The sequence below is a fragment of the Klebsiella sp. C360 genome (assembly GCF_048822415.1).
GTDB lineage: Bacteria > Pseudomonadota > Gammaproteobacteria > Enterobacterales > Enterobacteriaceae > Klebsiella > Klebsiella quasipneumoniae.
In genome coordinates this window covers 325,988-351,215 of record NZ_JBMEZZ010000003.1, presented here as the reverse complement: position 1 = coordinate 351,215, position 25,228 = coordinate 325,988, and the positions used below count along the sequence as shown (strand labels likewise).

The 25,228-nt window shown below is 59.9% G+C and carries 25 protein-coding genes; 17 read left to right on the top strand and 8 right to left on the bottom strand.

The annotated features are described in order from the left end of the window. Positions 1-40: 40 nt before the first annotated feature. From ACOI7D_RS10630 to ACOI7D_RS10620, 3 genes are all read right to left on the bottom strand, one after another. Positions 41-1,696, bottom strand: coding sequence for a glucan biosynthesis protein D (locus ACOI7D_RS10630; RefSeq protein ID WP_101881122.1), 1,656 nt, complete (start codon positions 1,694-1,696; stop codon positions 41-43). A gap of 311 nt (positions 1,697-2,007) precedes the next feature. Continuing rightward, entirely contained in the window at positions 2,008-3,513 is a 1,506-nt protein-coding gene (locus tag ACOI7D_RS10625; RefSeq protein WP_072421592.1) for a carboxylesterase/lipase family protein, read from the bottom strand. A gap of 41 nt (positions 3,514-3,554) precedes the next feature. Continuing rightward, the gene (locus ACOI7D_RS10620; protein ID WP_032453101.1) at positions 3,555-4,898 is read right to left on the bottom strand and encodes a VOC family protein; all 1,344 of its coding nucleotides are present in this window, start codon (positions 4,896-4,898) and stop codon (positions 3,555-3,557) included. A gap of 239 nt (positions 4,899-5,137) precedes the next feature. On the opposite strand from ACOI7D_RS10620, the gene pcaH reads away from it, so the two are divergent. The 4 genes from pcaH (at position 5,138) to ACOI7D_RS10600 (ending at position 10,246) form a co-directional block, all read left to right on the top strand. Then, positions 5,138-5,878: a protocatechuate 3,4-dioxygenase subunit beta gene (pcaH, locus tag ACOI7D_RS10615; RefSeq protein WP_004202816.1), complete on the top strand. Its 741-nt coding sequence runs from the start codon at positions 5,138-5,140 to the stop codon at positions 5,876-5,878. After that, positions 5,875-6,495, top strand: a complete 621-nt coding sequence (gene pcaG, locus ACOI7D_RS10610) for a protocatechuate 3,4-dioxygenase subunit alpha (RefSeq protein ID WP_023289913.1) — start codon at positions 5,875-5,877, stop codon at positions 6,493-6,495. The genes pcaH and pcaG overlap by 4 nt, the downstream gene beginning before the upstream one ends. 177 nt (positions 6,496-6,672) lie before the next feature. Next, positions 6,673-7,596, top strand: a complete 924-nt coding sequence (locus tag ACOI7D_RS10605) for a LysR substrate-binding domain-containing protein (protein WP_023289914.1) — start codon at positions 6,673-6,675, stop codon at positions 7,594-7,596. A 277-nt stretch (positions 7,597-7,873) separates the two neighbouring features. After that, a complete protein-coding gene (locus ACOI7D_RS10600; RefSeq protein WP_023289915.1) occupies positions 7,874-10,246 on the top strand; it encodes a membrane-bound PQQ-dependent dehydrogenase, glucose/quinate/shikimate family in 2,373 nt (790 codons plus the stop codon). 68 nt (positions 10,247-10,314) lie between these two features. Here ACOI7D_RS10600 and ACOI7D_RS10595 read toward each other — a convergent pair whose 3' ends face one another. The 3 genes from ACOI7D_RS10595 to cybB all read right to left on the bottom strand — a co-directional run bounded on the left by ACOI7D_RS10595 (position 10,315) and on the right by cybB (position 12,365). Beyond that, on the bottom strand, positions 10,315-11,433 hold the full coding sequence (locus ACOI7D_RS10595) for an S-(hydroxymethyl)glutathione dehydrogenase/class III alcohol dehydrogenase (protein WP_023289916.1): 1,119 nt from the start codon (positions 11,431-11,433) through the stop codon (positions 10,315-10,317). A 24-nt stretch (positions 11,434-11,457) separates the two neighbouring features. Then, on the bottom strand, positions 11,458-11,733 hold the full coding sequence (locus ACOI7D_RS10590; RefSeq protein ID WP_004202822.1) for a metal/formaldehyde-sensitive transcriptional repressor: 276 nt from the start codon (positions 11,731-11,733) through the stop codon (positions 11,458-11,460). Positions 11,734-11,837: 104 nt separating this feature from the next. Continuing rightward, the gene (gene cybB, locus ACOI7D_RS10585) at positions 11,838-12,365 is read right to left on the bottom strand and encodes a cytochrome b561 (RefSeq protein WP_023289917.1); all 528 of its coding nucleotides are present in this window, start codon (positions 12,363-12,365) and stop codon (positions 11,838-11,840) included. A gap of 244 nt (positions 12,366-12,609) precedes the next feature. Here cybB and ACOI7D_RS10580 point away from each other — a divergent pair, with 244 nt between their 5' ends. Next, positions 12,610-12,978, top strand: coding sequence for a hypothetical protein (locus ACOI7D_RS10580; RefSeq protein ID WP_004202826.1), 369 nt, complete (start codon positions 12,610-12,612; stop codon positions 12,976-12,978). Positions 12,979-12,987: 9 nt separating this feature from the next. Here ACOI7D_RS10580 and ACOI7D_RS10575 read toward each other — a convergent pair whose 3' ends face one another. After that, positions 12,988-13,173, bottom strand: a complete 186-nt coding sequence (locus ACOI7D_RS10575; protein ID WP_004202827.1) for a hypothetical protein — start codon at positions 13,171-13,173, stop codon at positions 12,988-12,990. Positions 13,174-13,394: 221 nt separating this feature from the next. Between ACOI7D_RS10575 and add the strand changes: the two genes are divergently transcribed. Then, positions 13,395-14,396 carry an adenosine deaminase gene (gene add / locus ACOI7D_RS10570; protein ID WP_004202835.1) on the top strand — a complete coding sequence of 334 codons (1,002 nt, stop codon included), beginning with the start codon at positions 13,395-13,397 and terminating at the stop codon, positions 14,394-14,396. A 35-nt stretch (positions 14,397-14,431) separates the two neighbouring features. Here add and ACOI7D_RS10565 read toward each other — a convergent pair whose 3' ends face one another. After that, the gene (locus ACOI7D_RS10565) at positions 14,432-15,472 is read right to left on the bottom strand and encodes an oxidoreductase (RefSeq protein WP_060589475.1); all 1,041 of its coding nucleotides are present in this window, start codon (positions 15,470-15,472) and stop codon (positions 14,432-14,434) included. Between the two features lie 190 nt (positions 15,473-15,662). On the opposite strand from ACOI7D_RS10565, the gene blr reads away from it, so the two are divergent. From blr to nth, 11 genes are all read left to right on the top strand, one after another. Continuing rightward, on the top strand, positions 15,663-15,800 hold the full coding sequence (gene blr, locus ACOI7D_RS10560; protein ID WP_012541534.1) for a division septum protein Blr: 138 nt from the start codon (positions 15,663-15,665) through the stop codon (positions 15,798-15,800). 115 nt (positions 15,801-15,915) lie between these two features. Beyond that, on the top strand, positions 15,916-17,286 hold the full coding sequence (locus tag ACOI7D_RS10555; protein ID WP_109547261.1) for a GH1 family beta-glucosidase: 1,371 nt from the start codon (positions 15,916-15,918) through the stop codon (positions 17,284-17,286). A 215-nt stretch (positions 17,287-17,501) separates the two neighbouring features. Beyond that, positions 17,502-17,717, top strand: a complete 216-nt coding sequence (gene ydgT, locus ACOI7D_RS10550) for a transcription modulator YdgT (protein ID WP_004202843.1) — start codon at positions 17,502-17,504, stop codon at positions 17,715-17,717. 75 nt (positions 17,718-17,792) lie between these two features. Beyond that, positions 17,793-18,233, top strand: coding sequence for a DUF2569 domain-containing protein (locus ACOI7D_RS10545; protein WP_109547260.1), 441 nt, complete (start codon positions 17,793-17,795; stop codon positions 18,231-18,233). A gap of 78 nt (positions 18,234-18,311) precedes the next feature. After that, positions 18,312-18,893, top strand: coding sequence for an electron transport complex subunit RsxA (gene rsxA / locus ACOI7D_RS10540; protein WP_002907658.1), 582 nt, complete (start codon positions 18,312-18,314; stop codon positions 18,891-18,893). After that, complete coding sequence (rsxB, locus tag ACOI7D_RS10535; protein WP_004202846.1) at positions 18,893-19,471, top strand: electron transport complex subunit RsxB; 579 nt, start codon at positions 18,893-18,895, stop codon at positions 19,469-19,471. Before rsxA ends, rsxB begins: the two co-directional genes overlap by 1 nt. Further along, the gene (rsxC, locus tag ACOI7D_RS10530) at positions 19,464-21,929 is read left to right on the top strand and encodes an electron transport complex subunit RsxC (protein ID WP_109547259.1); all 2,466 of its coding nucleotides are present in this window, start codon (positions 19,464-19,466) and stop codon (positions 21,927-21,929) included. The genes rsxB and rsxC overlap by 8 nt, the downstream gene beginning before the upstream one ends. Further along, entirely contained in the window at positions 21,930-22,982 is a 1,053-nt protein-coding gene (rsxD, locus tag ACOI7D_RS10525) for an electron transport complex subunit RsxD (RefSeq protein WP_032453109.1), read from the top strand. It begins immediately after the preceding gene. A 10-nt stretch (positions 22,983-22,992) separates the two neighbouring features. Then, positions 22,993-23,613, top strand: a complete 621-nt coding sequence (gene rsxG / locus ACOI7D_RS10520) for an electron transport complex subunit RsxG (protein WP_032453110.1) — start codon at positions 22,993-22,995, stop codon at positions 23,611-23,613. Positions 23,614-23,615: 2 nt separating this feature from the next. Then, positions 23,616-24,314, top strand: coding sequence for an electron transport complex subunit E (locus ACOI7D_RS10515; RefSeq protein ID WP_023289925.1), 699 nt, complete (start codon positions 23,616-23,618; stop codon positions 24,312-24,314). Between the two features lies 1 nt (position 24,315). Next, on the top strand, positions 24,316-24,951 hold the full coding sequence (nth, locus tag ACOI7D_RS10510) for an endonuclease III (protein WP_023289926.1): 636 nt from the start codon (positions 24,316-24,318) through the stop codon (positions 24,949-24,951). Positions 24,952-25,228 lie beyond the last annotated feature (277 nt).

Below are 25,228 nucleotides of genomic sequence, written 5' to 3'. Positions count from 1 at the left end.
GGCCCGCAGGGGGTGCCTGGGGGCCACGGCTGTCACGGGGTTATTTCATGATCCGGTCGTCGACGTAGTTACGTTTATCCGGCGCCGGCGGGAAGTACTGATAGAGCCAGGTTTCGCTGATGGCTTCTCCCTGACAGCGCAGGAACAGACGCATCTCCACCGGGTCGGTCGAGCCGGAGGTCGGATACCAGTCGAAGAGGATCCGGTAGCCATCGAACGGCTCGACGTAGAGGATCTCAATCTGCTTCGCTTCGCCGCTGGAGAGGGTGATCACCGGTTCAATACCGCGCGGCGCGGCCGCTTTCAGATCGCCGCCGACAAAGTCGATGGCAAAACGACGCGCCCACTTGTCCGGGTAGTGTTCCCCCGGCGCCCATCCCTCCGGGAAGCCCCCCATCCCGGTGCGGGTGGCGAGCACACGCGCCAGCGGGGTGCTCACCGGCGGCTGCGCGCTCCAGTAGAGACGGTAGCGGAAGTCCAGTTCGTCGCCCGCCTTCACCGCCTTTTCCGGCTGCCAGAAGCAGACGATGTTATCCAGCGTTTCACCGGTGGTCGGGATCTCCATCAGGCTGACCGCCCCTTTGCCCCACTGGTTACGCGGCTCCACCCACAGGCTGGGACGCTTGTTATACCAGCCCATCACGTCCTGGTAGTGGGAGAAATCGCGGTCCAGCTGCAGCAGACCAAAGCCGCGCGGGTTCTTGTCCTGGAAGGCGTTGAACTGCAGCTTCTGCGGGTTGTTCAACGGCCGGCAGACCCATTCGCCGTTGCCCAGCCACATCGACAGCCGATCGGAGTCGTGGATCTGCGGGTGGATGGTATCGCACATCCGACGCTCGTTGTTGCCACAGCTGAACATGCTGGTCATCGGCGCGATACCCAGCTGTTTGATATCCTTGCGGGCGTAGAGATGGTTCTCCACATCCATAATGACCTGGGTATCCTGGCAGTGGATGGTGAACTTGTAGGCGCCAGTGATGCTCGGGCTGTCCAGCAGAGCGTAAACGGTGAATACCGTGGCGTCTCCTTTGACCGTTTCGAACCAGAAAGAGGTGAAATCGGGGAACTCTTCCGGGGTATCGGTAAAGGTATCCACCGCCAGCCCACGGGCCGAGAGGCCGTACTGGTAGGTGCTGTCTACCGCGCGGAAATAGCTGGCGCCGAGAAACGCCACGATATCCCGGCGCGCCAGCTCAGGCGCTTTAAATACCCGGAACCCGGCGAAGCCGAGGTCGGACTGCCCTTCCAGCTGGCGGGTATCCACCCCGGCGTCATTGTACTTGAACAGCTCCGGACGGAAGTGGATCTCGCGCGCCTGCTGGGTGGCGGCGTCTAAAGAGAACATGCGCACGCGGCGACGGAACCCCATCCCGACGTGGAAAAACTGGATATCCAGTTTGCGTTCTTCAATATTGTTCCACAGCGAGTGGTTGGCGTCATACTGGATGCTGTTATAAGCCTGCGGGGTGAGATTGGCCAGCGTCGGCGGCAGATCGCGCGGGGCGCCGCCCCACGGCTGGCGCGCCAGATCGTGGGCCATCGCCTGCAGCACGGCATAATCAAAACGACGTGTCTGCCCGTCGGCAATGCCCGCGTCTTCAGCAAACGCGGCCTGACTGAATAAGGAAGCGACTCCTGACGTTCCGCATACGGCGGCAACAGCCATGGAAGATTTAAGAAAACGTCTGCGGTTCATGCCTGAGAAAGCGTCCTTCTGCACGGGTGAATTGATTCGCAACGCGTCATCACGCTGCGTGATAATTTCCGCCCACTCTAGACAAAAACGATTAATAATCCAATTGTTGCCCGCAGAAAAACGGTAAAAAAGCCCTGTCTACCAGAACAGGCTGTTTTTTCATCACCGGCGGAGGGAGAGCGCAATATCCAGCCCAGGGCCCGCCTGCAAACAAAGCGGACAGCACTCATCCTGTCTCATCGCCGGGGCGTTTCTTAGCCGCCCGCGGCCTGCAGCAGGGCCGCGCCCCGCTGAGCCGCGACCCATCCCCTTTATTCGAGGGTCACGTGATGCTTCATCACCCGGCGAAACAGCGCCAGCCGGGCGCGCATAAAGCGATTCTCCACTTTAAAGCCGGCACGCTTATGCAGGCCAATGCGCAGCAGACGATCCCGTCCGCGCACGCACGCCGGCCAACGCACCGCGCCGGCAAGCACCTGCTCGCCGCTGGCGACGCGGGCAAACTGGGCCCAGTAGTCAGCGACCTGAGCGGCGAAGGCCAGATCCGCTTCACTGGCATATTGCCGCACCGGGTCGGTGAGCCGCAGGTTATCAAACACGTAGGGTACCTCGTTGCCGTGCCAGGCGCCGTGCGGATAGACATCATGCTCCGCTTCCGCCACATAATCGAACCAGTACCGCCAGCATGGCTGGCCCACGCGCTGCTGGGCCTGCATCACCACATAGCCGAGGGTGGTAAACGCCATATCCCGACAGACTTCCCGCCCCAGCGCTTCATCCCCCTTGACGCCGGGATAGAGGAGTTTGATCAGTCCCAGCCCCAGACGGCGCTCGCGGCGCAGCTTCTGGATCTGCCCGGCGATATCGACGCCAAACACGGCCATCACGCTGGCTTCATCGCTATTGGAGCCGATCATCACCGGCATCGGATGCTGGCGCCCGGCAAAAAAGGTCTCCAGCATCGGCTGCGGAAGCACCACATCGCCGGCGATGGGCGCTGGCCCGATATTCAGCGGGGCGGTTAGCGACCAGAAGGCCTCCGCCGGGATCGCCCGCAGTTGTTCGGCGCTGGCCTGCGGCAAGGCGAAGCGTTCCGCCAGCAAGCGTCCTTTCTCCAGCGCCTTTTCTCGCGGCAGGTCGGGTAAGGTATACCCGCTCTGAATAATCGCTTTATGGAACAACCCTTTCGCTTTCGGCGAGACCATCAGCGACAGCACGCTGCGCGCCCCGGCGGATTCGCCAAACAGCGTAACGTTTGCGGCGTCGCCGCCGAAGGCGTGAATATTCTCCTGGACCCACTGCAGGGCGGCGATCTGGTCGAGCAGCGCGAAGTTATACAGACGCTCGCCCGCCTCTTCCTCCAGTGCCGGATGGGCGAAAAAGCCAAGATGGCCCAGTCGGTAGTTGACCGTCACCACCACCACGTCGCGGCTGGCCAGCGCCAGGCCATCGTAAGGCGGCAGGCTGCCGGCGCCGATGGTAAACCCGCCGCCGTGCAGCCAGACCATCACCGGCAGCGGCTGCGCTGCGCTGGCGGGGGCCCAGACGTTGAGATAGAGACAGTCTTCGCTGAAGCGGCCGGGATCCCCGCCGCCAAGTTCGCGGCAGTAGTCAATGTCCTGCCAGCTGGCGGCGGAAAAGGCGTCGGCCTGACGCACGCCATGCCAGCGGGCGGGAGGCTGCGGCGCGCGCCAGCGCAGCGGCCCCACGGGCGGCGCGGCGTACGGAATGCCGCGCCAGATATGGATCCCCTGCTCTGCGCTCCCGGCCAGCGTGCCCTGCCGGGTTTTCGCCAACGGTTTCGACGGATGTTGCATAACCTGCTCCCTGTAAGGCTGATGCCAGCAGGGTACTGATTTTACAGCAGACCGCAACGTCGTTTGCTGCGCTCCTCCGCCTGCCGGTACAGTTCAAACTCATCCTGCACCGGGCAGCCCAGCGCCGCCTCAAAGGCTTCGCGGCTGGCATTCCCGTGGCTGCGCGCCTGGGTTTCATTACCCAGATTGGACTGAAAAATGCCCGCCGCGCTGACCGGTAAAAAATCCTCATAGACGATGGGCTGGGCCACCACCCATCCGCGCTCGATCAGCGGCTGGGGATCGTCGCCCGGGCGAAACGCCTGGCGATGGGCCTCGCCAGCCGGCGTCAGGCGGTAGCGAAACCAGGCCAGCCCCTGCTGACGCAGCAGAAATTCGCTGTCGGGAAATTCGCGGAACACCTCCTGCAGATGCAGCTGGTGGCTGAGATTGTCTTTGCCGGTCCCTGCCGCCTGCAGCAGCCGGTCGTACAGCGCGCGCCCTTTTGGCGTCAGCGCCACGCCGCGCTGCTCAATTTCGCCAAAGCGGGCGCTGTGGGTGCCGCGGTGTTCGCCGGCGAACATCACCGGCTCCTCAAGCGCCTTGAAGCTGGTCTGCCGCAGGAGGATCGGTACCTCCCGGCGCGGCGGACCTTCGATCAGGGCCTTTGGCTCAATACCGCACTCCGGCATCAGGGCCTGCGCGCGGTCAATATCCAGCGTCCGCGGCGTGAGGTGGTTGATATGGCATCCCGGGAAGCAGACCACATCGGCAATCAGGCGATGCTCGCGATGCAGCGCGTGGTAGGTCTCCTCATCGACGGTGGCATGCCGGTGCCAGCGGAAGGTCTCCAGCGCCTCCTGCACAAACTCGCGGGCTTCCGCTGGGGTGAAGGCCCCTTCGGCCTCGTGCCGGGCGATCAGCGCCAGGCAGCGGGGAGTGAATATGTTGCGCCGGGCGAGGATCGCCTCGGCCCGCTCGCGCAGAGCGCGGTTTTCGATCAGCTCCAGACGCAGCAGCGAGGTAAATACCCGAAACGGATTGCGCGCCAGCGCGGCATCGTCGACAGGACGAAACGCCGTGGAGTGAACCGGCACGCCGGCCTGCGAGAGATCGTAATAGCTGACGGGAAACATCCCCATAATGGCAAACATGCGACGCAGCGTCGCCAGTTCCTCCGCTGTGCCCACGCGGATCGCCCCGTGGCGCTCAACGTTCAGACGCGCCAGCTCGTCGGCGTTGGCCAGTTGTTCATGCAGCTTCGGATTATTTTCCAGTACCGCCAGGTTGACGTCAGCCACCAGCTCCAGCAGCGTCCCGTACTGCGGAACTTCCTGCTGGTACATGGCCGACATGGCCTGCGAAAAGTGCTCCCGAATCTCATCAGCCGTGATGGTGTTCGCCATGATGTGTTACCTCCAGTGAATACTTCCTGGAGTGTAGGAAAGCTGCCTCCCGGCGGGGGGAAGAATTTACAAACTGTGATGGCGATAACCTGCTTCCGGTCACGGGCATAGCGCAGAACATAACCGATGGTTATGAAAAACACCCGGTAATTTCACTTTAAATTAACAATGCATTTACACACACTGTTTCTGGCGACATTACAACAACATGCCCCTCTACCCTCTATACGGAGTACCCGATGAACGATAAATGGTCCCCGCGCGAGGTTATCCATCGCGATTACAGTAGTCACCCGCCCGCTTACGCCCCGGGCTATAAAACCAGCGTCCTGCGCTCCCCGAAAAACGCCCTGATCTCCCTGCAGAACTCGCTGTCGGAGATCACCGGCCCGGTGTTTAGCCGCGACGACCTGGGTCCGCTGGATAATGACCTTATCCTTAACTATGCCAAAGAAGGCCTGCCGATTGGCGAGCGGATCATTGTGCACGGCTATGTGCGGGATGGCTTCGGCCGACCGATGAAAAACACCCTGGTGGAAGTTTGGCAGGCCAATGCCGGCGGCCGCTATCGACATAAAAAAGATCAGTATCTGGCGCCGATTGACCCGAACTTCGGCGGCTGCGGCCGGGTGCTGACCGACGAGAACGGCTATTACTGTTTTCGCACCATCAAGCCCGGCCCCTACCCCTGGCGCAACCAGGCCAGCGACTGGCGTCCGGCGCATATTCATTTCTCGCTCTCGGGCGACGCCTGGGCCCAGCGCCTGATCACCCAGATGTATTTCGAAGGCGACCCGCTAATCAAGCAGTGCCCGATCGTCAGAACCATTAATAATGACGACGCCGTGCGCACCCTGATCGCCGAGCTGGACATGCACGCCGCCGTGCCGCTGGATTGTCTGGCCTACCGCTTCGACCTTGTTCTGCGCGGCCATCGCGCCACGCTGTTTGAAAATCGCACTCAGGGGGCCGCCCGATGAAAGAGTATCTGCCTGAAACCGCCTCGCAGACCGCGGGACCCTATGTTCATATCGGTCTGGCGCCGGACGCCGCGGGTTTCCATATTTTTGAGAAAAATTTTGGTCCGGTTCTCACCACCGCCGATACCGTCGGAGAACGGATCACCATTGAAGGCCGGGTTATCGACGGCTCCGGAACCCCGGTCCGCGATGTGCTGCTGGAGATCTGGCAGGCCAACGCCGCGGGACGCTATAACCATCCCGACGATCGTCAGCAGCAGAAAGCGGTCGACCCGGGCTTTCGCGGCTGGGGGCGCACCTGCTCTGACTTCACCTCCGGCGTCTGGCGCTTTGAAACCATCAAGCCCGGCGCGGTGGTTGGCCGCGATGGCCGTCTGATGGCGCCGCACGTCAATCTGTGGGTGGTGGCCCGGGGGATAAATATTGGCCTCAATACGCGGATGTATTTCGCCGATGAGCACGAGGCCAACGCCAGCGACCCGGTGCTGAATCTCATCGAGTGGGAGGTGAGACGCAAAACCTTAATCGCTGAGCGCGAAGTTCGCGGTGCGGAAGTGGTCTATCGTTTCGACATTTATCTGCAGGGTGAGAACGAAACCGTCTTTTTCGATATCTAGCGGCCATGCTGACCACCGCCGTCGCCCCGCACAGTCGGGGCGGCGGCGTGTTAAACCATCGGGAAAGATCTTGTAATATAATCGACTCAAATGTTAAAAATATTTTGCTATCTGGTTATCAAATTTAAACAAGGCCGCTTGTCTCTTTCACCGCTGTGTTTTTAACATCATCTTACTATGGAAAAAAATGGTCTCTTCAGTCAGCGCATTCGCTTGCGCCATCTACACACCTTCGTGGCCGTCGCTCAACAGGGAACGCTGGGGCGCGCGGCTGAAACTTTAAATCTGAGCCAGCCAGCACTTTCAAAAACGCTTAACGAGCTTGAACAGCTGACCGGTACCCGTCTGTTTGAGCGGGGACGGCTGGGGGCGCAGCTGACCCTGGTCGGGGAACAGTTTCTGACTCATGCCGTGAAGGTGCTTGATGCCCTTAACTCGGCGGGCCAGGCGCTGAACCGTAAAGAGGGCCTGAATAACGATATTGTACGCATCGGCGCGCTGCCTACCGCCGCGCTGGGGATCCTGCCGACGGTGATCGGCCAGTTCCATAAGCAGCAAAAAGATATCACGCTGCAGGTCGCCACCATGAACAACACCATGCTGCTCGCCGGGTTAAAGTCCGGGGAGATCGACATCGGCATCGGACGGATGTCCGATCCGGAGCTGATGAGCGGCCTGCATTACGAACTGCTGTTCCTGGAATCCCTTAAGCTGGTGGTTCGTCCGGGACATCCCCTGCTGCAGGAGACGGTGACCCTCAGTCGGGTGATGGAATGGCCGGTGGTGGTCTCGCCAAAGGGCACCGTGCCGCGGCAAAACGCCGAAGCGCTGCTCCAGAGCCAGGGGTGTAAAATGCCCGCCGGCTGCATAGAGACTCTGTCCGCTTCCCTGTCGCGCCAGCTAACGGTTGATTTTGACTATGTCTGGTTCGTCCCTTCCGGGGCGGTGAAAGACGATCTTCGCCGTGGCGTACTGACCGCCCTGCCGATTGCCACCCAGGGCGCCGGGGAGCCCATCGGCATTTTAACCCGCGTCGATGCGACGCTGACCCCCGGGACGCACACCCTGCTCAGCGCTATTCGTAAATCAATGCCTGCCTGATCCGCCGCTCCCCCGGCCCGTCGCGGCCGGGGAGCCGACGCCGACTGAGACACATTCAGCAAAATAATCATTTAGTGCGAAATTATTTATTAACATTTGCGCAAATTTCTTTAACAGATCTATCATATCGCGATTTCACCAAATGGTTCATATGAAATCAAAGCAGGCAATAAATTTGGCTTTATGAAGATACAAACCACTTCATTCAAAAATAAAACAAAATAACTTTGTTTCATTTGGTTCGTAATGAGGTGGCTGGTGTGGTTAAGGAGATTTCATGACAACTGGCAACGCGCCGCGCGGATTCCCCCGGATCCTGCAGTGGCTTCTCGCCGGACTGATGCTGATCATCGGTCTGGCTATCGGTATTCTGGGGGCAAAACTGGCTCTCGTCGGCGGCACGCTGTACTTTGCGCTGATGGGCGTGGTGATGGTTATCGCGGCAGTGCTAATTTTCCGTCGCCGCCGCGGCGGGATTTTGCTGTACGCCGTGGCGTTTATCGCCTCAGTGATCTGGGCGATTGGCGACGCTGGCTGGAACTTCTGGCCGCTCTTCTCGCGCCTGTTCGCCCTTGGCGTGCTGGCCTTTCTCGCCGCCCTGGTCTGGCCTTTCCTCGCCAGCCCGCCGGCGAAAAAAGGCCCGGCTTTTGCCATCGCCGCCGTGCTCGCCGTGGCGCTGGCGGGAAGCTTTGGCTGGATGTTTAAATCCGAACCGCTGGTCAGCGCCACGGAAGCGGTACCGGTGAAACCCGTCGCGCCGGGCGAAGAGCAGAAAAACTGGGCGCACTGGGGCAACACCACCCACGGCGACCGCTTCGCCGCTCTCGATCAAATCAACAAGCACAACGTCAACCAGCTGCAGGTAGCCTGGGTGGCGCATACTGGGGATATTCCGCAGAGCAATGGCTCCGGCGCGGAAGATCAGAATACCCCGCTGCAGATTGGCGATACCCTCTACGTCTGTACCCCATACAGCAAAGTGCTGGCGCTGGATGTCGACAGCGGCAAAGAGAAATGGCGCTATGACTCCAAGTCCTCTTCGCCTAACTGGCAGCGCTGCCGCGGCTTAGGCTATTACGAAGATAGCCAGGCGCAGACGACGCCAGCGTCAGGCGCCCAGCCTGCCGCCTGCTCCCGTCGTCTTTTCCTGCCGACGATCGATGCCCGCCTGATCGCCATTGATGCCGACACCGGCAAACTGTGCGAGAGCTTCGGCGATCGCGGTATTGTCGACCTCAGCGTCGGAATGGGCGAAGTCAAAGCGGGCTACTATCAACAGACCTCCACCCCGCTGGTCGCGGGCAATGTGGTGGTGGTGGGCGGCCGCGTCGCGGATAACTACTCTACCGGCGAACCGCCGGGGGTGGTCCGTGCGTTTGACGTCCATACCGGTAAACTGGCCTGGGCGTGGGATCCGGGTAATCCGGCGCTGACCGGCGTACCGCCGGAGGGCCAGACCTATACGCGCGGCACGCCGAACGTCTGGTCGGCGATGTCTTACGACGCGAAGCTGAACCTGATCTATCTGCCGACCGGCAACGCTACGCCAGACTTCTTCGGCGGCGAACGAACCGCGCTGGACGACAAATACAGCTCCTCCATCGTCGCTGTGGATGCCGCGACCGGCCAGGTACGTTGGCACTTCCAGACCACCCACCACGACCTGTGGGACTTTGACCTGCCGTCTCAGCCGCTGCTGTACGATCTGCCTGACGGCAAGGGCGGCACCACCCCGGTGCTGGTGCAGACCAGCAAGCAGGGCATGATCTTTATGCTCAATCGCGAAACCGGCGAGCCGGTGGCGAAAGTGGAAGAGCGACCGGTGCCGGTGGGCAACGTCAAAGGCGAGCGCTACTCGCCGACGCAGCCTTACTCGGTGGGAATGCCGATGATCGGCAACCAGACGCTGACCGAGTCCGATATGTGGGGCGCGACGCCGATCGACCTGCTGCTGTGCCGTATCCAGTTCAAAGAGATGCGCCACCAGGGAGTCTTTACCCCGCCGGGGGAAGACCGCTCCCTGCAATTCCCGGGCTCGCTCGGCGGCATGAACTGGGGCAGCGTCTCGGTGGATCCCAATAACAGCCTGATGTTCGTTAACGATATGCGTCTCGGTCTCGCCAACTATATGGTGCCGCGCGAGAAGGTAGCGAAAGACGCCAGCGGCATTGAGATGGGCATCGTGCCGATGGAAGGCACGCCGTTTGGCGCCATGCGCGAACGTTTCCTGTCGCCGCTGGGCATTCCGTGCCAGAAACCGCCTTTCGGCACCATGTCCGCTGTGGATCTGAAAACCGGGAAACTGGTGTGGCAGGTGCCGGTAGGCACCGTAGAGGATACCGGGCCGCTGGGGATCCGCATGCATATGCCGATTCCGATCGGTATGCCGACCCTTGGCGCGTCGCTGGCGACGCAGTCCGGGCTGCTGTTCTTCGCCGGCACCCAGGATTTCTACCTGCGCGCCTTTGATACCGCTAACGGCAAGGAGATCTGGAAATCCCGTCTGCCGGTTGGCAGTCAGTCCGGCCCGATGACCTACGTGTCGCCGAAAACCGGTAAGCAGTACATCATTATCAATGCGGGCGGCGCCCGTCAGTCTCCGGATCGCGGGGATTACATTATCGCCTACGCGCTTCCTGACCATCATTGATTGACCTAAGCAAAAGGGCCCATTCGGGCCCTTTTTTGCGGCTGACGAAACGCCTTGCGCGTTAGCGATTACTGGTCGCCAAAGTGGATCACGGTGCGAATCGATTTGCCTTCATGCATCAGGTCAAAGGCCTCGTTAATTTGCGCCAGCGGCAGGCGATGAGTAATAAACGGGTCGAGGCGAATTTTACCCGCCATCGCGTCTTCCACCATTCCCGGCAGCTGGCTACGGCCTTTCACGCCGCCAAAGGCGGAGCCGCGCCACACCCGGCCAGTCACCAGCTGGAACGGACGGGTCTTGATCTCCTGCCCGGCGCCGGCCACGCCGATAATGACGCTCTCGCCCCAGCCTTTATGGCAACATTCCAGCGCCGCGCGCATCACATTGACATTACCGATGCACTCGAAGCTGAAATCCACCCCGCCGTCGGTCAGCTCAACGATCACATCCTGAATGGGCTTATCGTAGTCGTTGGGGTTGATAAAGTCGGTAGCCCCCATCTCTTTCGCGAGAGTGAACTTATCCGGGTTAGTATCGACCGCCAGAATCCGCCCGGCTTGCGCCTGCACGGCGCCCTGGATCACCGCCAGGCCGATGCCGCCCAGGCCAAAGACCGCGACGGTATCCCCGGGCTTAACCTTCGCCGTGTTATGCACCGCGCCGATGCCGGTGGTCACGCCGCAGCCCAGCAGACACACTTTATCCAGCGGCGCCTGCGGATTGACTTTCGCCAGCGAGATCTCAGCGCAGACCGTGTATTCGCTGAAGGTGCTGGTGCCCATGTAGTGATAAATCGGTTCGCCGTTATACGAGAAACGGGTGGTGCCGTCCGGCATCAGCCCTTTGCCCTGGGTGGCGCGCACCGCCTGACAGAGATTGGTTTTACCCGACTTACAGAACTTGCACTCGCCGCATTCGGCGGTATACAGCGGGATGACATGATCGCCCGGCTTAAGACTGGTGACGCCCTCGCCCACTTCCACGACCACGCCGCCGCCTTCATGGCCCAGCACCGCCGGGAAGACGCCTTCCGGATCGTCGCCGGAAAGGGTGAAGGCATCGGTATGGCACACGCCGGTATGGGTGATTTTCACCAGAACTTCGCCTTTTTTCGGCGGCGCGACGTCAATCTCTACGATTTTTAACGGCTGACCGGGGCCAAAGGCCACTGCTGCGCGTGATTTCATAACTGTCTCTTCCTCGTCGTGATGTTATTTTAAATAAGATCGTAGCAGATGACCGACCTCTGCCATTCTCGCGGCCCGCTGGTCCGGGGTGGTGTCGCCGCTGACCAGCTCATCCTGCAGGTGGATCTCCACCATTTCGCCCATCAGACCGTTTGCCGCCCCGCGAATCGAGGCGATCTGCTGCAGGATAGTCATACAGGGTTCGCCGGACTCCAGCGCGCGTTCAAGGGCTTCAACCTGGCCACGGATGCGGCGTACGCGGCTGAGGGCCCGTTTTTTATCTTCAGGTGAATGTGGCACGATAACGCCTCCGTATCATATAGGGGGGTATACTATATTTTATTAGCCGCAAAGGCAAAAAAAACCCCGTCGCGGGACGGGGTCTGAATGTTGAAGCGAGTGATTCAGCGCTTACGGGGCATCATTCGCAGCAGGGTATTATCTTTCCACCAGTAATGATGGAGCAGCGCGGCAAAGGCATGCAGGCCAATCACGAAGTAACCGGCATTCGCTAACCATTCATGGATCGCTTTCAGGGTGTCCACCCGCTCAAAATCGCTCTGCGGGGCATACGGCATCGTCAGGCCAAAGGCGTACCAGGGATTCCCGCGCCAGTACATCATCACCATACCGATCAGCGGCAGGGCAATAAACAGCAGATAGATAACCAGATGGCCGAGATGGGCGAAACCGGTCATCATTGGCGACGGCTTCGGCACGATCGGCGGCGTCGGCGTTTTCAGCCGCACCAGCAGACGCGCCGCCATCAGCACGCAAATGGCGATCCCGCAGGAAACATGAATCATATTAATCAGCGGCCGATCGCTGCGGGGGAAAAATCCGCGCAGCTCCATCGCCGCATAGGCCACCACCACCAGCAAAAAGACCAGCCAGTGGATGCCAATCTGCAGGCCGGAATATTTATCGCGCATGGAATATCCTTAATGGAAAGTGTGATGCTGCCAACATAGCGGCCTTCCCTTAAATTTTCATTAACCTTTACGTTGAATTAACAACTGATTACCGCATTCTGCCGAGCCGCTGCGCCCGGGCCACGCGAACGGGCGCCGGATACCATGAGCTATTACAAAATTAAACAGTTTTGTTACCTGCCGCCGCGCTCTCCCCTCTATAGTTGAGAACATCTGTCGGCCACGCTGCGTATGGAGATAAAAAATGAAGAAAATCAGCTTACCGCTATTGCTGCTGACCGCGTTGGCCAGCCCGACTTTCGCCGCGGACTGTCAGCCTAACGGCATCGGCGGCTCATTTTGCATTAACGATGACGGGACCACCACCGACACGGTGCCGAATGAAGTCAACGGTATGGATACGTATTCGAACAATGGCGGATACAGCAGTTCTCTGCCCGACCAGTCGGGGGCAGAGGAAGCGCTTGAAGGGTCAACGCTGTCGACGCAGCAGGACAGCGTCGCCAGCAGCGGTCAGGGAGACAGCGCCCTGGCGGGCCGCGACTGGCATTCGCCGTCCAATCTGAATGATGGCGCCGCCACCTCCAGTATGAGCCTGCTGGATAAACCCTGAGGCCTGGCGTCAGGCAAAGCTCCAGCCTGCGGCGCCGATGGCGACGGCGAACAGCAGGCAGGCCAGCGCCGTTTTGCGTAACAGCATGGTATAGAAGGAGATGGCGACGCCAACGAATACCACCAACAGAATGGGCCACATGCTTAATAACAACAGCAGAAAACCCTCAATATTATTATGGATTACGCTTTCCACATCCGCATCCCTGCCTCATCGTCGATAAAGTAAGCAGAATTTAATATGTAACATGAATACATTCAAATAAAATATAAATGTAAATGATTATGCGCCGCATTCTGCTGCGCCGGCCGGGCCTGGCGCAGGCGTTTGTTTCTTTTGCCTTTTTTCAATCGTTTTAAAGCGTTAGGTATCTGTTGTATAATGACGTGCACTTTAACTAAAAAAAGAGTGCGACCATGATTGATTCCTCATTGCCATTAACCGACATTCACCGCCACCTTGACGGTAACATCCGGGCCCAAACCATCCTCGATCTTGGCCGCGAGTTTAACATCACCCTTCCCGCTACCACCCTTGACACGCTGCGTCCCCACGTCCAGGTCACCAGCCTGGAGCCCGATCTGGTCAGTTTTCTCGCCAAGCTCGACTGGGGGGTGAAAGTCCTGGCCTCGCTGGAAGCCTGCCGTCGCGTGGCGTATGAGAACGTCGAAGACGCGGCGCGCAATGGCCTGCACTACGTGGAGCTGCGCTTCTCCCCCCGCTATATGGCGATGACCCACCAGCTGCCGGTCGACGGCGTGGTAGAGGCAGTGATCGCCGGGGTACGTGAGGGGTGCCGCGATTTCCAGGTCGATGCCCGCCTGATCGGCATTTTGAGCCGCACCTTTGGCGAAGCGGCCTGCCAGGAAGAGCTGGCGGCCCTGCTCGCCCACCGCGATGGCATCACCGCCCTCGACCTCGCTGGCGATGAGCTGGGATTCCCGGGGGCGCTGTTCCTCAGTCATTTTAACCAGGCCCGCGATGCCGGGTGGCATATCACCGTCCACGCTGGCGAAGCGGCCGGCCCGGAAAGTATCTGGCAGGCCATCCGTGAACTGGGCGCCGAGCGCATCGGCCATGGGGTAAAAGCGGTACAGGATCCCGCCCTGATGGACTATCTGGCCGAGCACCGCATCGGGATTGAGTCCTGCCTCACCTCGAACGTGCAAACCAGCACCGTGCCCTCTCTGGCCCAGCATCCGCTGAAGCAGTTCCTTGAGCACGGCGTGCTGGCGAGCCTCAACACTGACGATCCGGCGGTCCAGGGGGTCGACATTATCCACGAATACACCGTGGCGGCACCGGCGGCGGGCCTGAGCCGGGAGCAGATCCGCCAGGCGCAGATCAACGGTTTGACTCAGGCGTTTCTCAGCGAACAGGAAAAAGCCGCGCTCATTCAGCGGGTGGCCAAAGGCTGATTACCGGCCCGGCAGCCGCGCTGCCGGGCTATTTTTCACACCAGGCTGAGCGTGGCGCGGTGCCGGGCCGACTCGATACCGAGCTCAATCAGGGTCATGATCTGAATCGCCTCGCTGGCCGGGACCGGGTTTTCTCCCACCCCGTTGAGCGCATCGCGGATAGCGGCATAGTAAGCGGGATAATTGCCCGGCAGCGTCAGCCACGTCTCCTCGCTGCGTTCGTCGCCTTCGACGCGAGTGAGAGTACCGTCACGCATATCATACCCCCAGTCCTCCTGCGGCAAACGTTCGCCATTTTTCAACCGCTCCTCCTGCGGGTCGAGACCGTACTTGATATAGCTGGCCCGCGAGCCGTGGACGATAAAGCGCGCGCTCTCCGCGGCGGCGAGCAATGTGCCGTGCAGCACCACCCGCCGCTGGGGATAGGCCAGCACCGCGTGAAAATAGTCAGTGGATTGCGCGCCGGGCCGAAGCTGAGCGAGATCGACCGTGATGCTCACCGGCAGACCAAACAGCGCCACCGCCTGGTCGAGCAGATGCGGTCCAAGATCATACCAAATTCCGCTCCCGGGGCCCGCCTGCTCCCGCCAGCGCTGGCGCACCTGCGGCCGGAAACGGTCGAAATGTGATTCGAAGTAACCCACCTCTCCCAGCTGGCCTTCGTTGATCAATGTTCTGACCGTTAAGAAATCACTGTCCCAGCGCCGGTTGTGAAATACCGACAGCACCCGACCACAGTGCTTCGCCAGGCTCTCCAGCTCGCGAGCCTGTGACAGTGTCACGGTAAAGGGTTTATCCACCACCACGTGCTTCCCGGCCTCCAGCGCCGCTTTCGCCAGTGGGAAGTGCGTGTCGTTCGGCGTGGCGATGACCACCAGATCGATCTCCGGGTCGTTCAGCAATTCACTCGCCGCACTGACCACCTTCACGCCAGGCCAGTCGGCATGAACTTTGGCCGCGTCGCTGCTGGAGACCGTCGTCAGCGCCAGGCCCGACGTGCCGCTGATTAACGGCGCATGAAACGTTTTGCTGGCGTAGCCATAGCCCACCAGCCCCACCCGGATCGCATCACTCATGTTACCGCCTCGCTTATTCAGCTGATGTCAATATCTGGTTAATGAGAATATTCTTACAAACCGCGAATCAAACTTATCATTTTTCCACGTAAGGTTTTACCGCATGCGTGCAAAATCAGACAGATACCCCTTGTGATCTGCTGACCATGGAGTAACATTTCCCACTGTGTTCCAAGGATATTGAAGTGTTATGACGACTGTTTTTACCCGTATTGTAGAACTTATTGGCTGGATTGTTTTTGGGATTTCCGCACTGCTTTTGGTTATCGCGCACCATATTGATAATTACCAGTCGCCACCGCCAGCGGATGTGGTGCAGACAAAGTAGCGCCGCCGTGAAACAGTGACCTGCTTCGCAACTGTGCAACCGGTTTCAGAAACCGGTTGCACGCTTGTCCTTGCTTTGATTACACTCCCTCTATCATCAGACTGGGAGCTTTTTCATGGCCGCTTTTCCGCAACATTTTTTATGGGGTGCCGCTACCGCAGCGTATCAGGTCGAAGGTGGGCACGACGCTGACGGTAAAGGACCGTCAATCTGGGATATTTACTCTCACCTGCCGGGAACCACCTTTGAAGGGACCACCGGCGATATCGCTGTCGATCACTATCACCGTTTTCGCGAAGACGTGGCGTTAATGGCCGAGATGGGTCTGCAGAGCTATCGCTTTTCCATCTCCTGGCCCCGCCTGCTGCCCACCGGGCGCGGCGAGGTTAATGAAGCAGGCGTGCAGTTTTATAGCGATCTGATCGATGAACTGCTGGCGCGTAATATTGAGCCGATGATCACCCTCTATCACTGGGACCTGCCGCAGGCCCTGCAGGATGAGGGCGGCTGGGAAGCACGCAGCACCGCCGAGGCCTTCGCCGAGTACGCCCGCCTGTGCTACGCGCGCTTTGGTTCGCGGGTGAAGCTGTGGGCAACCTTTAACGAGACCATTGTCTTCATCGGCCACGGCTACATTAACGGCCTGCATCCCCCGGCCGTTCGCGATCCGGCGCGCGCCATCCAGGCCTGTCATCACGTGTTTATCGCCCATGCGCTGGCGGTGAAGGCTTTTCGCGAGATGGCCGTGGCGGGCGAGATTGGTTTCGTCAATGTGCTGCAGCCGCATACCCCACTCACCGACAGCGAGGCAGACCGGCAGGCTACCGACCTGGCTGACGCCATCCATACCCACTGGCTGTACGATCCGGTGCTAAAAGGCGCCTATCCTGCTGCCCTGCTGGCGCAGACTCAAGCGCTGTGGGGCGTACCGCGCTTTGCTCCAGGGGACGACGCGCTGCTGCGAGACAACCGCTGTGACTTTATCGGTCTGAATTACTATCGTCGGGAAACGGTATCCGCCCAGCCGCCCGAAATCCCCACCGGCGGCGAGCCTGGCGTGGAGGGGTTATTCTATTTCGTGCGTAATCCGCAAAGCACCTATACCGAATGGGGCTGGGAGATCTGGCCGCAGGGGCTGACCGACGGCATTATGATGATCAAGGCGCGCTATGGCGATATCCCGATCTATATCACCGAGAATGGCCTTGGGGCGAAAGACCCGATTATTGCCGGTGAGGTGGTAGACGATCCGCGAATCGACTATCTGAGCAGCCATATTGGCGCCCTGGAAAAGGCGCTGGCGCAGGGAGCGGACGTCCGCGGCTATTATCCCTGGTCGTTTATCGATTTGCTGAGCTGGCTCAACGGTTATCAAAAGCAATATGGCTTTGTCTATGTGGACCACCAGCAAAATCTGGCACGCAAACGAAAGAAGAGTTTTTATTGGTACAAATCTGTTATTGCCAGCCGCGGCGAACAGCGTTAATCTTCTCCTGCGGGCGCCATTCGGCGCCCGGTCTGATTTAGAATATTCTTAAACATCTCCCTGCTCTTCAAGGCTGGCTTTGCTCCTTGTCATGGGTTTATATAACCTGAATCATGCCACGCGGCCCCGGCAGAAGGCGCCGTTGGTTGAGAGTAGGTTTAGTGAATGCTGATAATATTCAACGTAATTATTCCGATTATAAAATGGATACGAAAATGACCGTTCTGGACTATTTATTAAAATTCCGCAAAATCAGTTCGCTGGAAAGTCTTGAAAAACTATTTGATCACCTTAACTACTCCCTGACTGACACCGAAGAGATCGTTAATATGTATCGCGCCGCCGACCATCGCCGGGCAGAGCTGGTTTCCGGTGGTAAATTGTTCGATGTGGGCCAGGTGCCTAAATCCGTTTGGCGATTCGTGCAGTAAGACTGTCATCCTTCACGCCAGTTGCTTATACTTCCCGGCCTGCTTTTATATACTGGCGTTGAATAGGGGAGAAACATGACGTCTCAATCTGCGGAGCGCATCGGCGGATGGCTGTTGGCACCGCTGGCCTGGTTGCTGTTGGCGCTGTTGAGCGCCTCGTTATCGCTGCTATTTTTTGCCAATGCCCTCATGTCGCCGCAGACCTGGGCCTTGCTGCGCGCCATGAGCACCGCACACATGGCGCTGTGGGTCGCCTCGCTGCTGTTTGCCCTCGCCATGTGGTTTTATACGCTCTGGCTGACCATCGCCTTTTTCAAGCGGCGCTCGCTGGTGCCGAAACACTATATTATCTGGCTGCTCATTACGCTGTTGCTGGCGATAAAGGCGTTTGCCTTCTCCCCCGTTTCGGATGCCCTTGCTCTGCGTCAGCTACTGTTTCCACTGCTGGCCGCCGCGCTGCTGGCGCCCTATTTTCGCCGTTCACAGCGGGTCAAACGGACCTTTGTTAATCCGTAAAAACCCCACACTTAACCTGTTGTCGCCGGTATCGTTTTATTCGATAATAAGCGGCTTTTTTTCGTTTCAGGTCGCATGATGGCTGATTATTTACTGCTCTTTATCGGTACTGTCCTTGTCAATAACTTCGTTTTAGTGAAGTTCCTTGGCCTGTGCCCGTTTATGGGTGTTTCCAAAAAGCTGGAAACCGCAATGGGAATGGGGCTCGCGACCACCTTCGTGATGACCCTGGCCTCTATTTGCGCCTGGCTGATTGATACCTGGATCCTTATCCCGCTAAATCTGGTTTATTTACGTACCCTGGCCTTTATTCTGGTTATCGCCGTGGTGGTTCAGTTCACTGAGATGGTGGTGCGTAAAACCAGCCCGGCGCTTTATCGCCTGCTGGGGATCTTTTTGCCACTGATCACCACCAACTGCGCGGTGCTTGGGGTGGCGCTGCTGAACATCAATCTGGGCCACAATTTCCTGCAGTCGGCGCTGTACGGTTTTGCCGCCGCCGTCGGCTTCTCGCTGGTGATGGTGCTGTTCGCGGCGATCCGCGAGCGTCTGGTGGTGGCCGATGTCCCCGCGCCGTTCCGCGGTAATGCCATCGCGCTGATTACCGCCGGTTTAATGTCTCTGGCCTTTATGGGCTTTAGTGGTTTGGTGAAGTTGTAATGAGCGCAGTCTGGATAGCCGTGATCGCCATCAGCCTGTTAGGGCTGATTTTCGGCTTAATACTGGGGTACGCGTCGCGCCGTTTCGCGGTGCAGGACGACCCGGTGGTGGAAAAAATTGATGAACTGTTGCCGCAGAGCCAGTGTGGGCAGTGCGGCTACCCTGGCTGCCGCCCCTATGCGGAAGCGGTGGGCGTGCAGGGTGAGAAAATTAACCGCTGCGCGCCGGGTGGCGAAGCGGTGATGTTAAAAATCGCCGCCCTGCTCAACGTCGACCCGCAGCCCGTCGACGGCGACGAGCAGGCAGCCGAGCCGGCCCGCATGCTCGCCGTGATTGACGAGCCGAACTGCATCGGCTGCACCAAATGTATTCAGGCGTGTCCGGTGGATGCCATTGTCGGGGCGACCCGCGCCATGCATACCGTGATGAGCGACCTGTGCACCGGCTGCAACCTGTGTGTTGCCCCCTGCCCGACCCAGTGCATTTCACTCGTTCCGGTGGCGACGACCCCGGAAACCTGGAAATGGGATCTGCATACGATCCCGGTGCGAAATATTCCTGTGGAACAACATGTTTAAGCTATTTTCCGCTTTCCGAAAAGACAAAGTCTGGGATTTTAACGGCGGTATTCACCCGCCGGAGATGAAAACCCAGTCAAACGGCACCCCGCTGCGCCAGGTTTCCCTGCCGCAGCGCTTTGTGATCCCGCTGAAGCAGCATATCGGCGCCGAAGGCGAACTGTGCGTCAAGGTCGGCGACCGGGTGCTGCGCGGCCAGCCGCTGACCCGCGGTTGGGGAAGAATGCTGCCGGTTCACGCTCCCACCTCCGGCACCGTTGCCGCTATCGCCCCGCACACCACTGCCCATCCGTCCGCGCTGGCGGAGATGAGCGTGATCATTGACGCCGACGGCGAAGACCGCTGGATCGAACGCGACGGCTGGAGCGACTATCAGACCCGTACCCGTGAAGCGCTGATTGAGCGCATCCACCAGTTTGGCGTTGCCGGCCTCGGCGGCGCGGGCTTCCCCACCGGCAGTAAACTGCGCGGCGGCGGCGATAAAATTAAAACGCTGATCATTAACGCCGCCGAGTGCGAACCCTATATCACGGCGGACGACCGTCTGATGCAGGACTGCGCGGCGCAGATTGTCGAAGGGATCCGCATCCTTGCCCATATTCTGCAGCCTGACGAGGTGCTGATCGGCATTGAAGACAATAAGCCGCAGGCCATCTCGATGCTGCGGGCGGTGCTTTGCGACGCCCATGGCATTTCGCTGCGCGTGATCCCCACCAAATACCCCTCCGGCGGCGCCAAGCAGCTCACCCAAATTCTCACCGGCAAACAGGTACCCCACGGTGGTCGCTCTTCGGACATTGGCGTGCTGATGCAGAACGTCGGTACAGCCTATGCGGTGAAACGCGCAGTGATTGACGGCGAGCCGTTAACCGAGCGCGTGGTCACCCTCACCGGCGAGGCGGTAACCCGGCCGGGCAACGTCTGGGCGCGCCTTGGCACGCCGGTGCGCCATCTGCTGAACGACGCCGGCTTCTGCGCCAGCGCCGAGCCAATGGTGATCATGGGCGGGCCGCTGATGGGCTTTACCCTGCCGGGGCTCGACGTCCCGGTGGTGAAGATCACCAACTGTCTGTTAGCCCCCTCCGCCAGCGAGATGGGCGAGCCGCAGGAAGAGAAAGGCTGCATTCGCTGCAGCGCCTGCGCCGACGCCTGCCCGGCCGATCTGCTGCCGCAGCAGCTTTACTGGTTCAGCAAAGGCCAGCAGCACGATAAAGCCACCGCCCACAATCTGGCGGACTGCATCGAATGCGGCGCGTGCGCGTGGGTATGCCCAAGCAATATTCCGCTGGTGCAGTACTTCCGTCAGGAGAAAGCCGAGATCGCGGCGATTCGTCAGGAAGAGCAGCGCGCTGCGGAAGCCAAAGCGCGATTCGAGGCCCGACAGGCGCGCCTGGAGCGTGAGAAAGCGGCCCGCGCCGAGCGGCATAAAAAAGCCGCCGTCCAGCCTGCCGCCAAAGATCAGGATGCGATTAACGCCGCCCTGACCCGGGTACGTGATAAACAGCGCGACGCCGCGCAGCCTATCGTGATTCAGGCCGGCGCCAGACCGGACAACAGCGAGGCGATCGCCGCCCGCGAAGCGCGGAAGGCCGAAGCCCGGGCGCGTAAAGCGCAGCAGCAGGCCGCGCCGGCGGAAACTCCGTCGACCGACGCAGCCGATCCACGCAAAGCGGCCGTGGAAGCCGCTATCGCCCGCGCCAAAGCGCGCAAAGCCGAACAGCAGGCCGCGCCGGCAGAAGCCCCGGCGGCCGAGCCGGTCGACCCGCGCAAGGCCGCGGTGGAAGCCGCCATCGCCCGCGCCAAAGCGCGCAAAGCCGAACAGCAGGCCGCGCCGGCGGAAACTCCGTCGACCGACGCTGCCGATCCACGCAAAGCGGCCGTGGAAGCCGCTATCGCCCGCGCCAAAGCGCGCAAAGCCGAACAGCAGGCCGCGCCGGCGGAAGCTCCGGCGGCCGAGCCGGCCGACCCGCGTAAAGCCGCGGAGGAAGCCGCCATCGCCCGCGCCAAAGCGCGCAAAGCTGAACAGCAGGCCGCGGCGGCGGAAGCCCCGGCGGCCGAGCCGGTCGACCCGCGCAAGGCCGCGGTGGAAGCCGCTATCGCCCGCGCCAAAGCGCGCAAAGCCGAACAGCAGGCCGCGCCGGCGGAAGCCCCGGCGGCCGAGCCGGTCGACCCGCGCAAGGCCGCGGTGGAAGCCGCCATCGCCCGCGCCAAAGCGCGCAAAGCCGAACAGCAGGCGGCGCCGGCGGAAGCCCCGGTGGCCGAGCCGGTCGACCCGCGTAAAGCCGCGGTGGAAGCCGCCATCGCCCGCGCCAAAGCGCGCAAAGCCGAACAGCAGGCCGCCCAGGCGGAAATCGCGTCAACCGCAGCCAATGACGACCCACGCAAAGCGGCCGTCGCCGCGGCGATCGCCCGCGTTCAGGCGCGCAAAGCAACACAGCAGGCAGTTAACGAGGAATAAATGGTTTTCAGAATCGCAAGCTCCCCCTATACCCATAACCAGCGGCAGACTTCGCGCATTATGCTGCTGGTGCTGCTCGCCGCCGTGCCTGGCATTGTGGTCCAGACATGGTTTTTCGGCTGGGGCACCGTCCTGCAGATTGTCCTCGCCGCTCTGACGGCCTGGGCAATGGAAGCCGCTATTCTCAAACTGCGCAAACAGCCTGTTGCGTCCACCCTGAGGGATAACTCCGCCCTGCTCACTGGCCTGCTGCTGGCGGTGAGTATTCCGCCGCTGGCCCCCTGGTGGATGGTGGTGCTCGGCACCGCCTTTGCCATAGTGATCGCCAAGCAGTTGTACGGTGGACTCGGCCATAACCCCTTCAACCCGGCGATGATCGGCTACGTCGTGCTGCTGATTTCCTTCCCGGTGCAGATGACCTCCTGGCTGCCTTCATACGAGATTGCCGCCCATATCCCGGCGTTCAGCGATACGCTGCAGATGATCTTTACCGGTCATACCGCCGCCGGAGGCGACATGGCCAGCCTGCGGCTGGGTATCGACGGCATCAGCCAGGCAACCCCGCTGGATACCTTCAAAACCTCCCTGCATGCCGGACATAGCGTCCAGCAGGTACTGCAGTTGCCGGTTTACGGCGGCGTTCTGGCGGGCCTGGGCTGGCAGTGGGTGAATATCGCCTGGCTGGCGGGCGGACTTTTTCTGCTGTGGCAGAAAGCGATCCGCTGGCATATCCCGGTCAGCTTCCTCGTCAGCCTTGGCCTGTGCGCGACCCTCGGCTGGATCTTCTCGCCGCAGAGTCTGGCCTCACCGCAGATGCATTTGCTCTCCGGAGCCACCATGCTTGGCGCCTTCTTTATTCTGACCGACCCGGTGACGGCTTCGACAACCAACCGCGGCCGTCTGATCTTTGGCGCCCTCGCCGGCCTGTTGGTGTGGCTTATTCGTAGCTTCGGCGGTTACCCGGACGGCGTGGCGTTTGCCGTTCTGCTGGCGAATATTACCGTGCCGCTGATCGATTACTACACCCGTCCGCGCGCGTATGGCCACCGTTGAGAGAGCGAAGATGTTAAAAACCATGCGAAAACACGGCGTCACGCTGGCGCTGTTTGCCGCCGGCTCCACCGGGCTAACGGCGGCGATCAATGAGTTGACTAAAAGCACCATCGACCAGCAGGCGGCCCAGCAGCAGAAAGCGTTATTCGACCAGGTTTTACCTGCCGACCGCTATAATAACGATCTGCTCAAGAGCTGCTATCTGGTCAGCGCCCCGGCGCTGGGCAAAGGCCAGCATAAAGTGTGGATTGCCAAAAATAACGACCAGCCGATCGGCGCGGTCATGGAAGCCACCGCGCCGGATGGCTATTCCGGAGCGATCCAGCTGCTGGTGGCCGCCGATTTTAGCGGCACGGTCCTCGGCACCCGCGTGACCGAGCATCATGAAACCCCGGGTCTGGGGGATAAAATCGAGCTGCGCCTGTCGGACTGGATCACCCATTTTACCGGGAAAGTTATCCACGGCCAGGGCGACAGCCACTGGGCGGTCAAAAAAGACGGCGGCGATTTTGACCAGTTCACCGGCGCCACCATCACCCCCCGGGCGGTGGTCAATGCCGTTAAGCGCGCAGGCCTGTATGCACAAACGCTGCCTGCGCAACTTCCTGAATTCAGCGCCTGTGGAGAGTAACCATGAGCGAAGTTAAAGACGTCATCGTCCAGGGTCTGTGGAAAAACAACTCCGCTCTGGTTCAGCTGTTAGGGATGTGTCCCCTGCTGGCGGTCACCTCGACCGCCACCAACGCCCTTGGGCTGGGTCTGGCGACGACCCTGGTGTTGACCCTGACCAACCTGACCATCTCCAGCCTGCGCCGCTGGACCCCGGCGGAGATTCGGATCCCGATCTACGTGATGATTATCGCCTCGGTGGTGAGCGTGGTGCAGATGCTGATCAACGCCTATGCGTTCGGTCTGTATCAGTCGCTGGGGATTTTCATCCCGCTTATCGTCACCAACTGCATCGTGGTGGGCCGCGCCGAAGCCTTTGCCGCCAAAAAAGGACCGGCGCTGTCGGCGCTGGACGGCTTCTCTATCGGTATGGGCGCCACCTGCGCGATGTTCGTGCTGGGCTCCCTGCGCGAAATCCTAGGCAATGGCACGCTGTTTGACGGTGCCGACAGCCTGCTTGGCAGTTGGGCAAAGGTCCTGCGCATCGAGGTTTTCCATACAGACACTCCTTTCCTGCTGGCTATGCTGCCGCCAGGCGCCTTTATTGGCCTCGGCATGATGCTGGCGGTAAAATACCTTATCGATGAACGTAGCAAGCAGCGGAAGGCGCAGGCGGCCCGGGCCGACTCTGTCGCACCGTCTGACGCGACAGGGAAAGCGTAATATGAACAAAGCCAAACGCCTGGCGATCCTTACCAGGCTACGGGACAACGATCCCCACCCCACCACCGAGCTGCACTTCAGCTCGCCGTTTGAGCTGCTGATTGCCGTCCTGCTCTCGGCGCAGGCGACCGACGTGAGCGTCAATAAAGCAACAGCCAAACTCTACCCGGTGGCCAATACGCCTGCGGCGATGCTGGCGCTGGGGGTGGAGGGCGTGAAATCCTATATCAAAACCATCGGCCTGTTTAACAGCAAAGCGGAAAACGTCATCAAAACCTGCCGGATCCTGCTGGAGCAGCACAACGGCGAGGTACCGGAGGACAGAGCGGCCCTGGAGGCATTGCCCGGCGTGGGCCGCAAAACCGCCAACGTGGTGCTAAATACCGCCTTTGGCTGGCCGACGATCGCCGTGGACACCCATATCTTCCGCGTTTGCAACCGGACGCAATTCGCCCCAGGGAAAAACGTCGAACAGGTGGAAGAGAAGCTGCTGAAGGTGGTTCCCGCCGAGTTTAAGGTCGACTGCCATCACTGGCTTATTCTGCACGGCCGTTACACCTGTATCGCTCGCAAGCCGCGCTGTGGCTCCTGCCTGATTGAAGACCTTTGCGAATTCAAAGACAAAGTTTACGCCTGATCGTCTTACTCACGACCATAGCCTAACTTTAGGTTATGGTCCGCATTTAGCTATTTAACCCGCCGTTAACACCACATAAACCGCATTTTCATGGGCTATTATCCGGTTATATAACAAACAACCAGCTCATTCATTTTTTAGCGGCGCAAAATTTCTATGCATTTGTGATCCAGATCATGCTCGCAACTCGATGTTGAAAGAATGTTATTAAAATGGAAATAAAAGTCAGGCAATACAACGGCTGATCAACGATCACCAGGATAATAAGCCATGAATT

Coding starts and splice junctions, on each gene's coding strand:
- ACOI7D_RS10620 (WP_032453101.1), bottom strand. CDS start 4,898: ATGGCGAACACCATCACGGCTGATGAGATTCGGGAGCACTTTTCGCAG.
- ACOI7D_RS10565 (WP_060589475.1), bottom strand. CDS start 15,472: ATGAGTGATGCGATCCGGGTGGGGCTGGTGGGCTATGGCTACGCCAGC.
- ACOI7D_RS10515 (WP_023289925.1), top strand. CDS start 23,616: ATGAGCGAAGTTAAAGACGTCATCGTCCAGGGTCTGTGGAAAAACAAC.
- ACOI7D_RS10625 (WP_072421592.1), bottom strand. CDS start 3,513: ATGCAACATCCGTCGAAACCGTTGGCGAAAACCCGGCAGGGCACGCTG.
- ACOI7D_RS10600 (WP_023289915.1), top strand. CDS start 7,874: ATGACAACTGGCAACGCGCCGCGCGGATTCCCCCGGATCCTGCAGTGG.
- ydgT (WP_004202843.1), top strand. CDS start 17,502: ATGACCGTTCTGGACTATTTATTAAAATTCCGCAAAATCAGTTCGCTG.
- ACOI7D_RS10580 (WP_004202826.1), top strand. CDS start 12,610: ATGAAGAAAATCAGCTTACCGCTATTGCTGCTGACCGCGTTGGCCAGC.
- ACOI7D_RS10605 (WP_023289914.1), top strand. CDS start 6,673: ATGGAAAAAAATGGTCTCTTCAGTCAGCGCATTCGCTTGCGCCATCTA.
- cybB (WP_023289917.1), bottom strand. CDS start 12,365: ATGCGCGATAAATATTCCGGCCTGCAGATTGGCATCCACTGGCTGGTC.
- rsxB (WP_004202846.1), top strand. CDS start 18,893: ATGAGCGCAGTCTGGATAGCCGTGATCGCCATCAGCCTGTTAGGGCTG.
- ACOI7D_RS10545 (WP_109547260.1), top strand. CDS start 17,793: ATGACGTCTCAATCTGCGGAGCGCATCGGCGGATGGCTGTTGGCACCG.
- blr (WP_012541534.1), top strand. CDS start 15,663: ATGACGACTGTTTTTACCCGTATTGTAGAACTTATTGGCTGGATTGTT.
- rsxD (WP_032453109.1), top strand. CDS start 21,930: ATGGTTTTCAGAATCGCAAGCTCCCCCTATACCCATAACCAGCGGCAG.
- ACOI7D_RS10630 (WP_101881122.1), bottom strand. CDS start 1,696: ATGAACCGCAGACGTTTTCTTAAATCTTCCATGGCTGTTGCCGCCGTA.
- add (WP_004202835.1), top strand. CDS start 13,395: ATGATTGATTCCTCATTGCCATTAACCGACATTCACCGCCACCTTGAC.
- pcaG (WP_023289913.1), top strand. CDS start 5,875: ATGAAAGAGTATCTGCCTGAAACCGCCTCGCAGACCGCGGGACCCTAT.
- rsxC (WP_109547259.1), top strand. CDS start 19,464: ATGTTTAAGCTATTTTCCGCTTTCCGAAAAGACAAAGTCTGGGATTTT.
- nth (WP_023289926.1), top strand. CDS start 24,316: ATGAACAAAGCCAAACGCCTGGCGATCCTTACCAGGCTACGGGACAAC.
- ACOI7D_RS10595 (WP_023289916.1), bottom strand. CDS start 11,433: ATGAAATCACGCGCAGCAGTGGCCTTTGGCCCCGGTCAGCCGTTAAAA.
- rsxA (WP_002907658.1), top strand. CDS start 18,312: ATGGCTGATTATTTACTGCTCTTTATCGGTACTGTCCTTGTCAATAAC.
- pcaH (WP_004202816.1), top strand. CDS start 5,138: ATGAACGATAAATGGTCCCCGCGCGAGGTTATCCATCGCGATTACAGT.
- rsxG (WP_032453110.1), top strand. CDS start 22,993: ATGTTAAAAACCATGCGAAAACACGGCGTCACGCTGGCGCTGTTTGCC.
- ACOI7D_RS10555 (WP_109547261.1), top strand. CDS start 15,916: ATGGCCGCTTTTCCGCAACATTTTTTATGGGGTGCCGCTACCGCAGCG.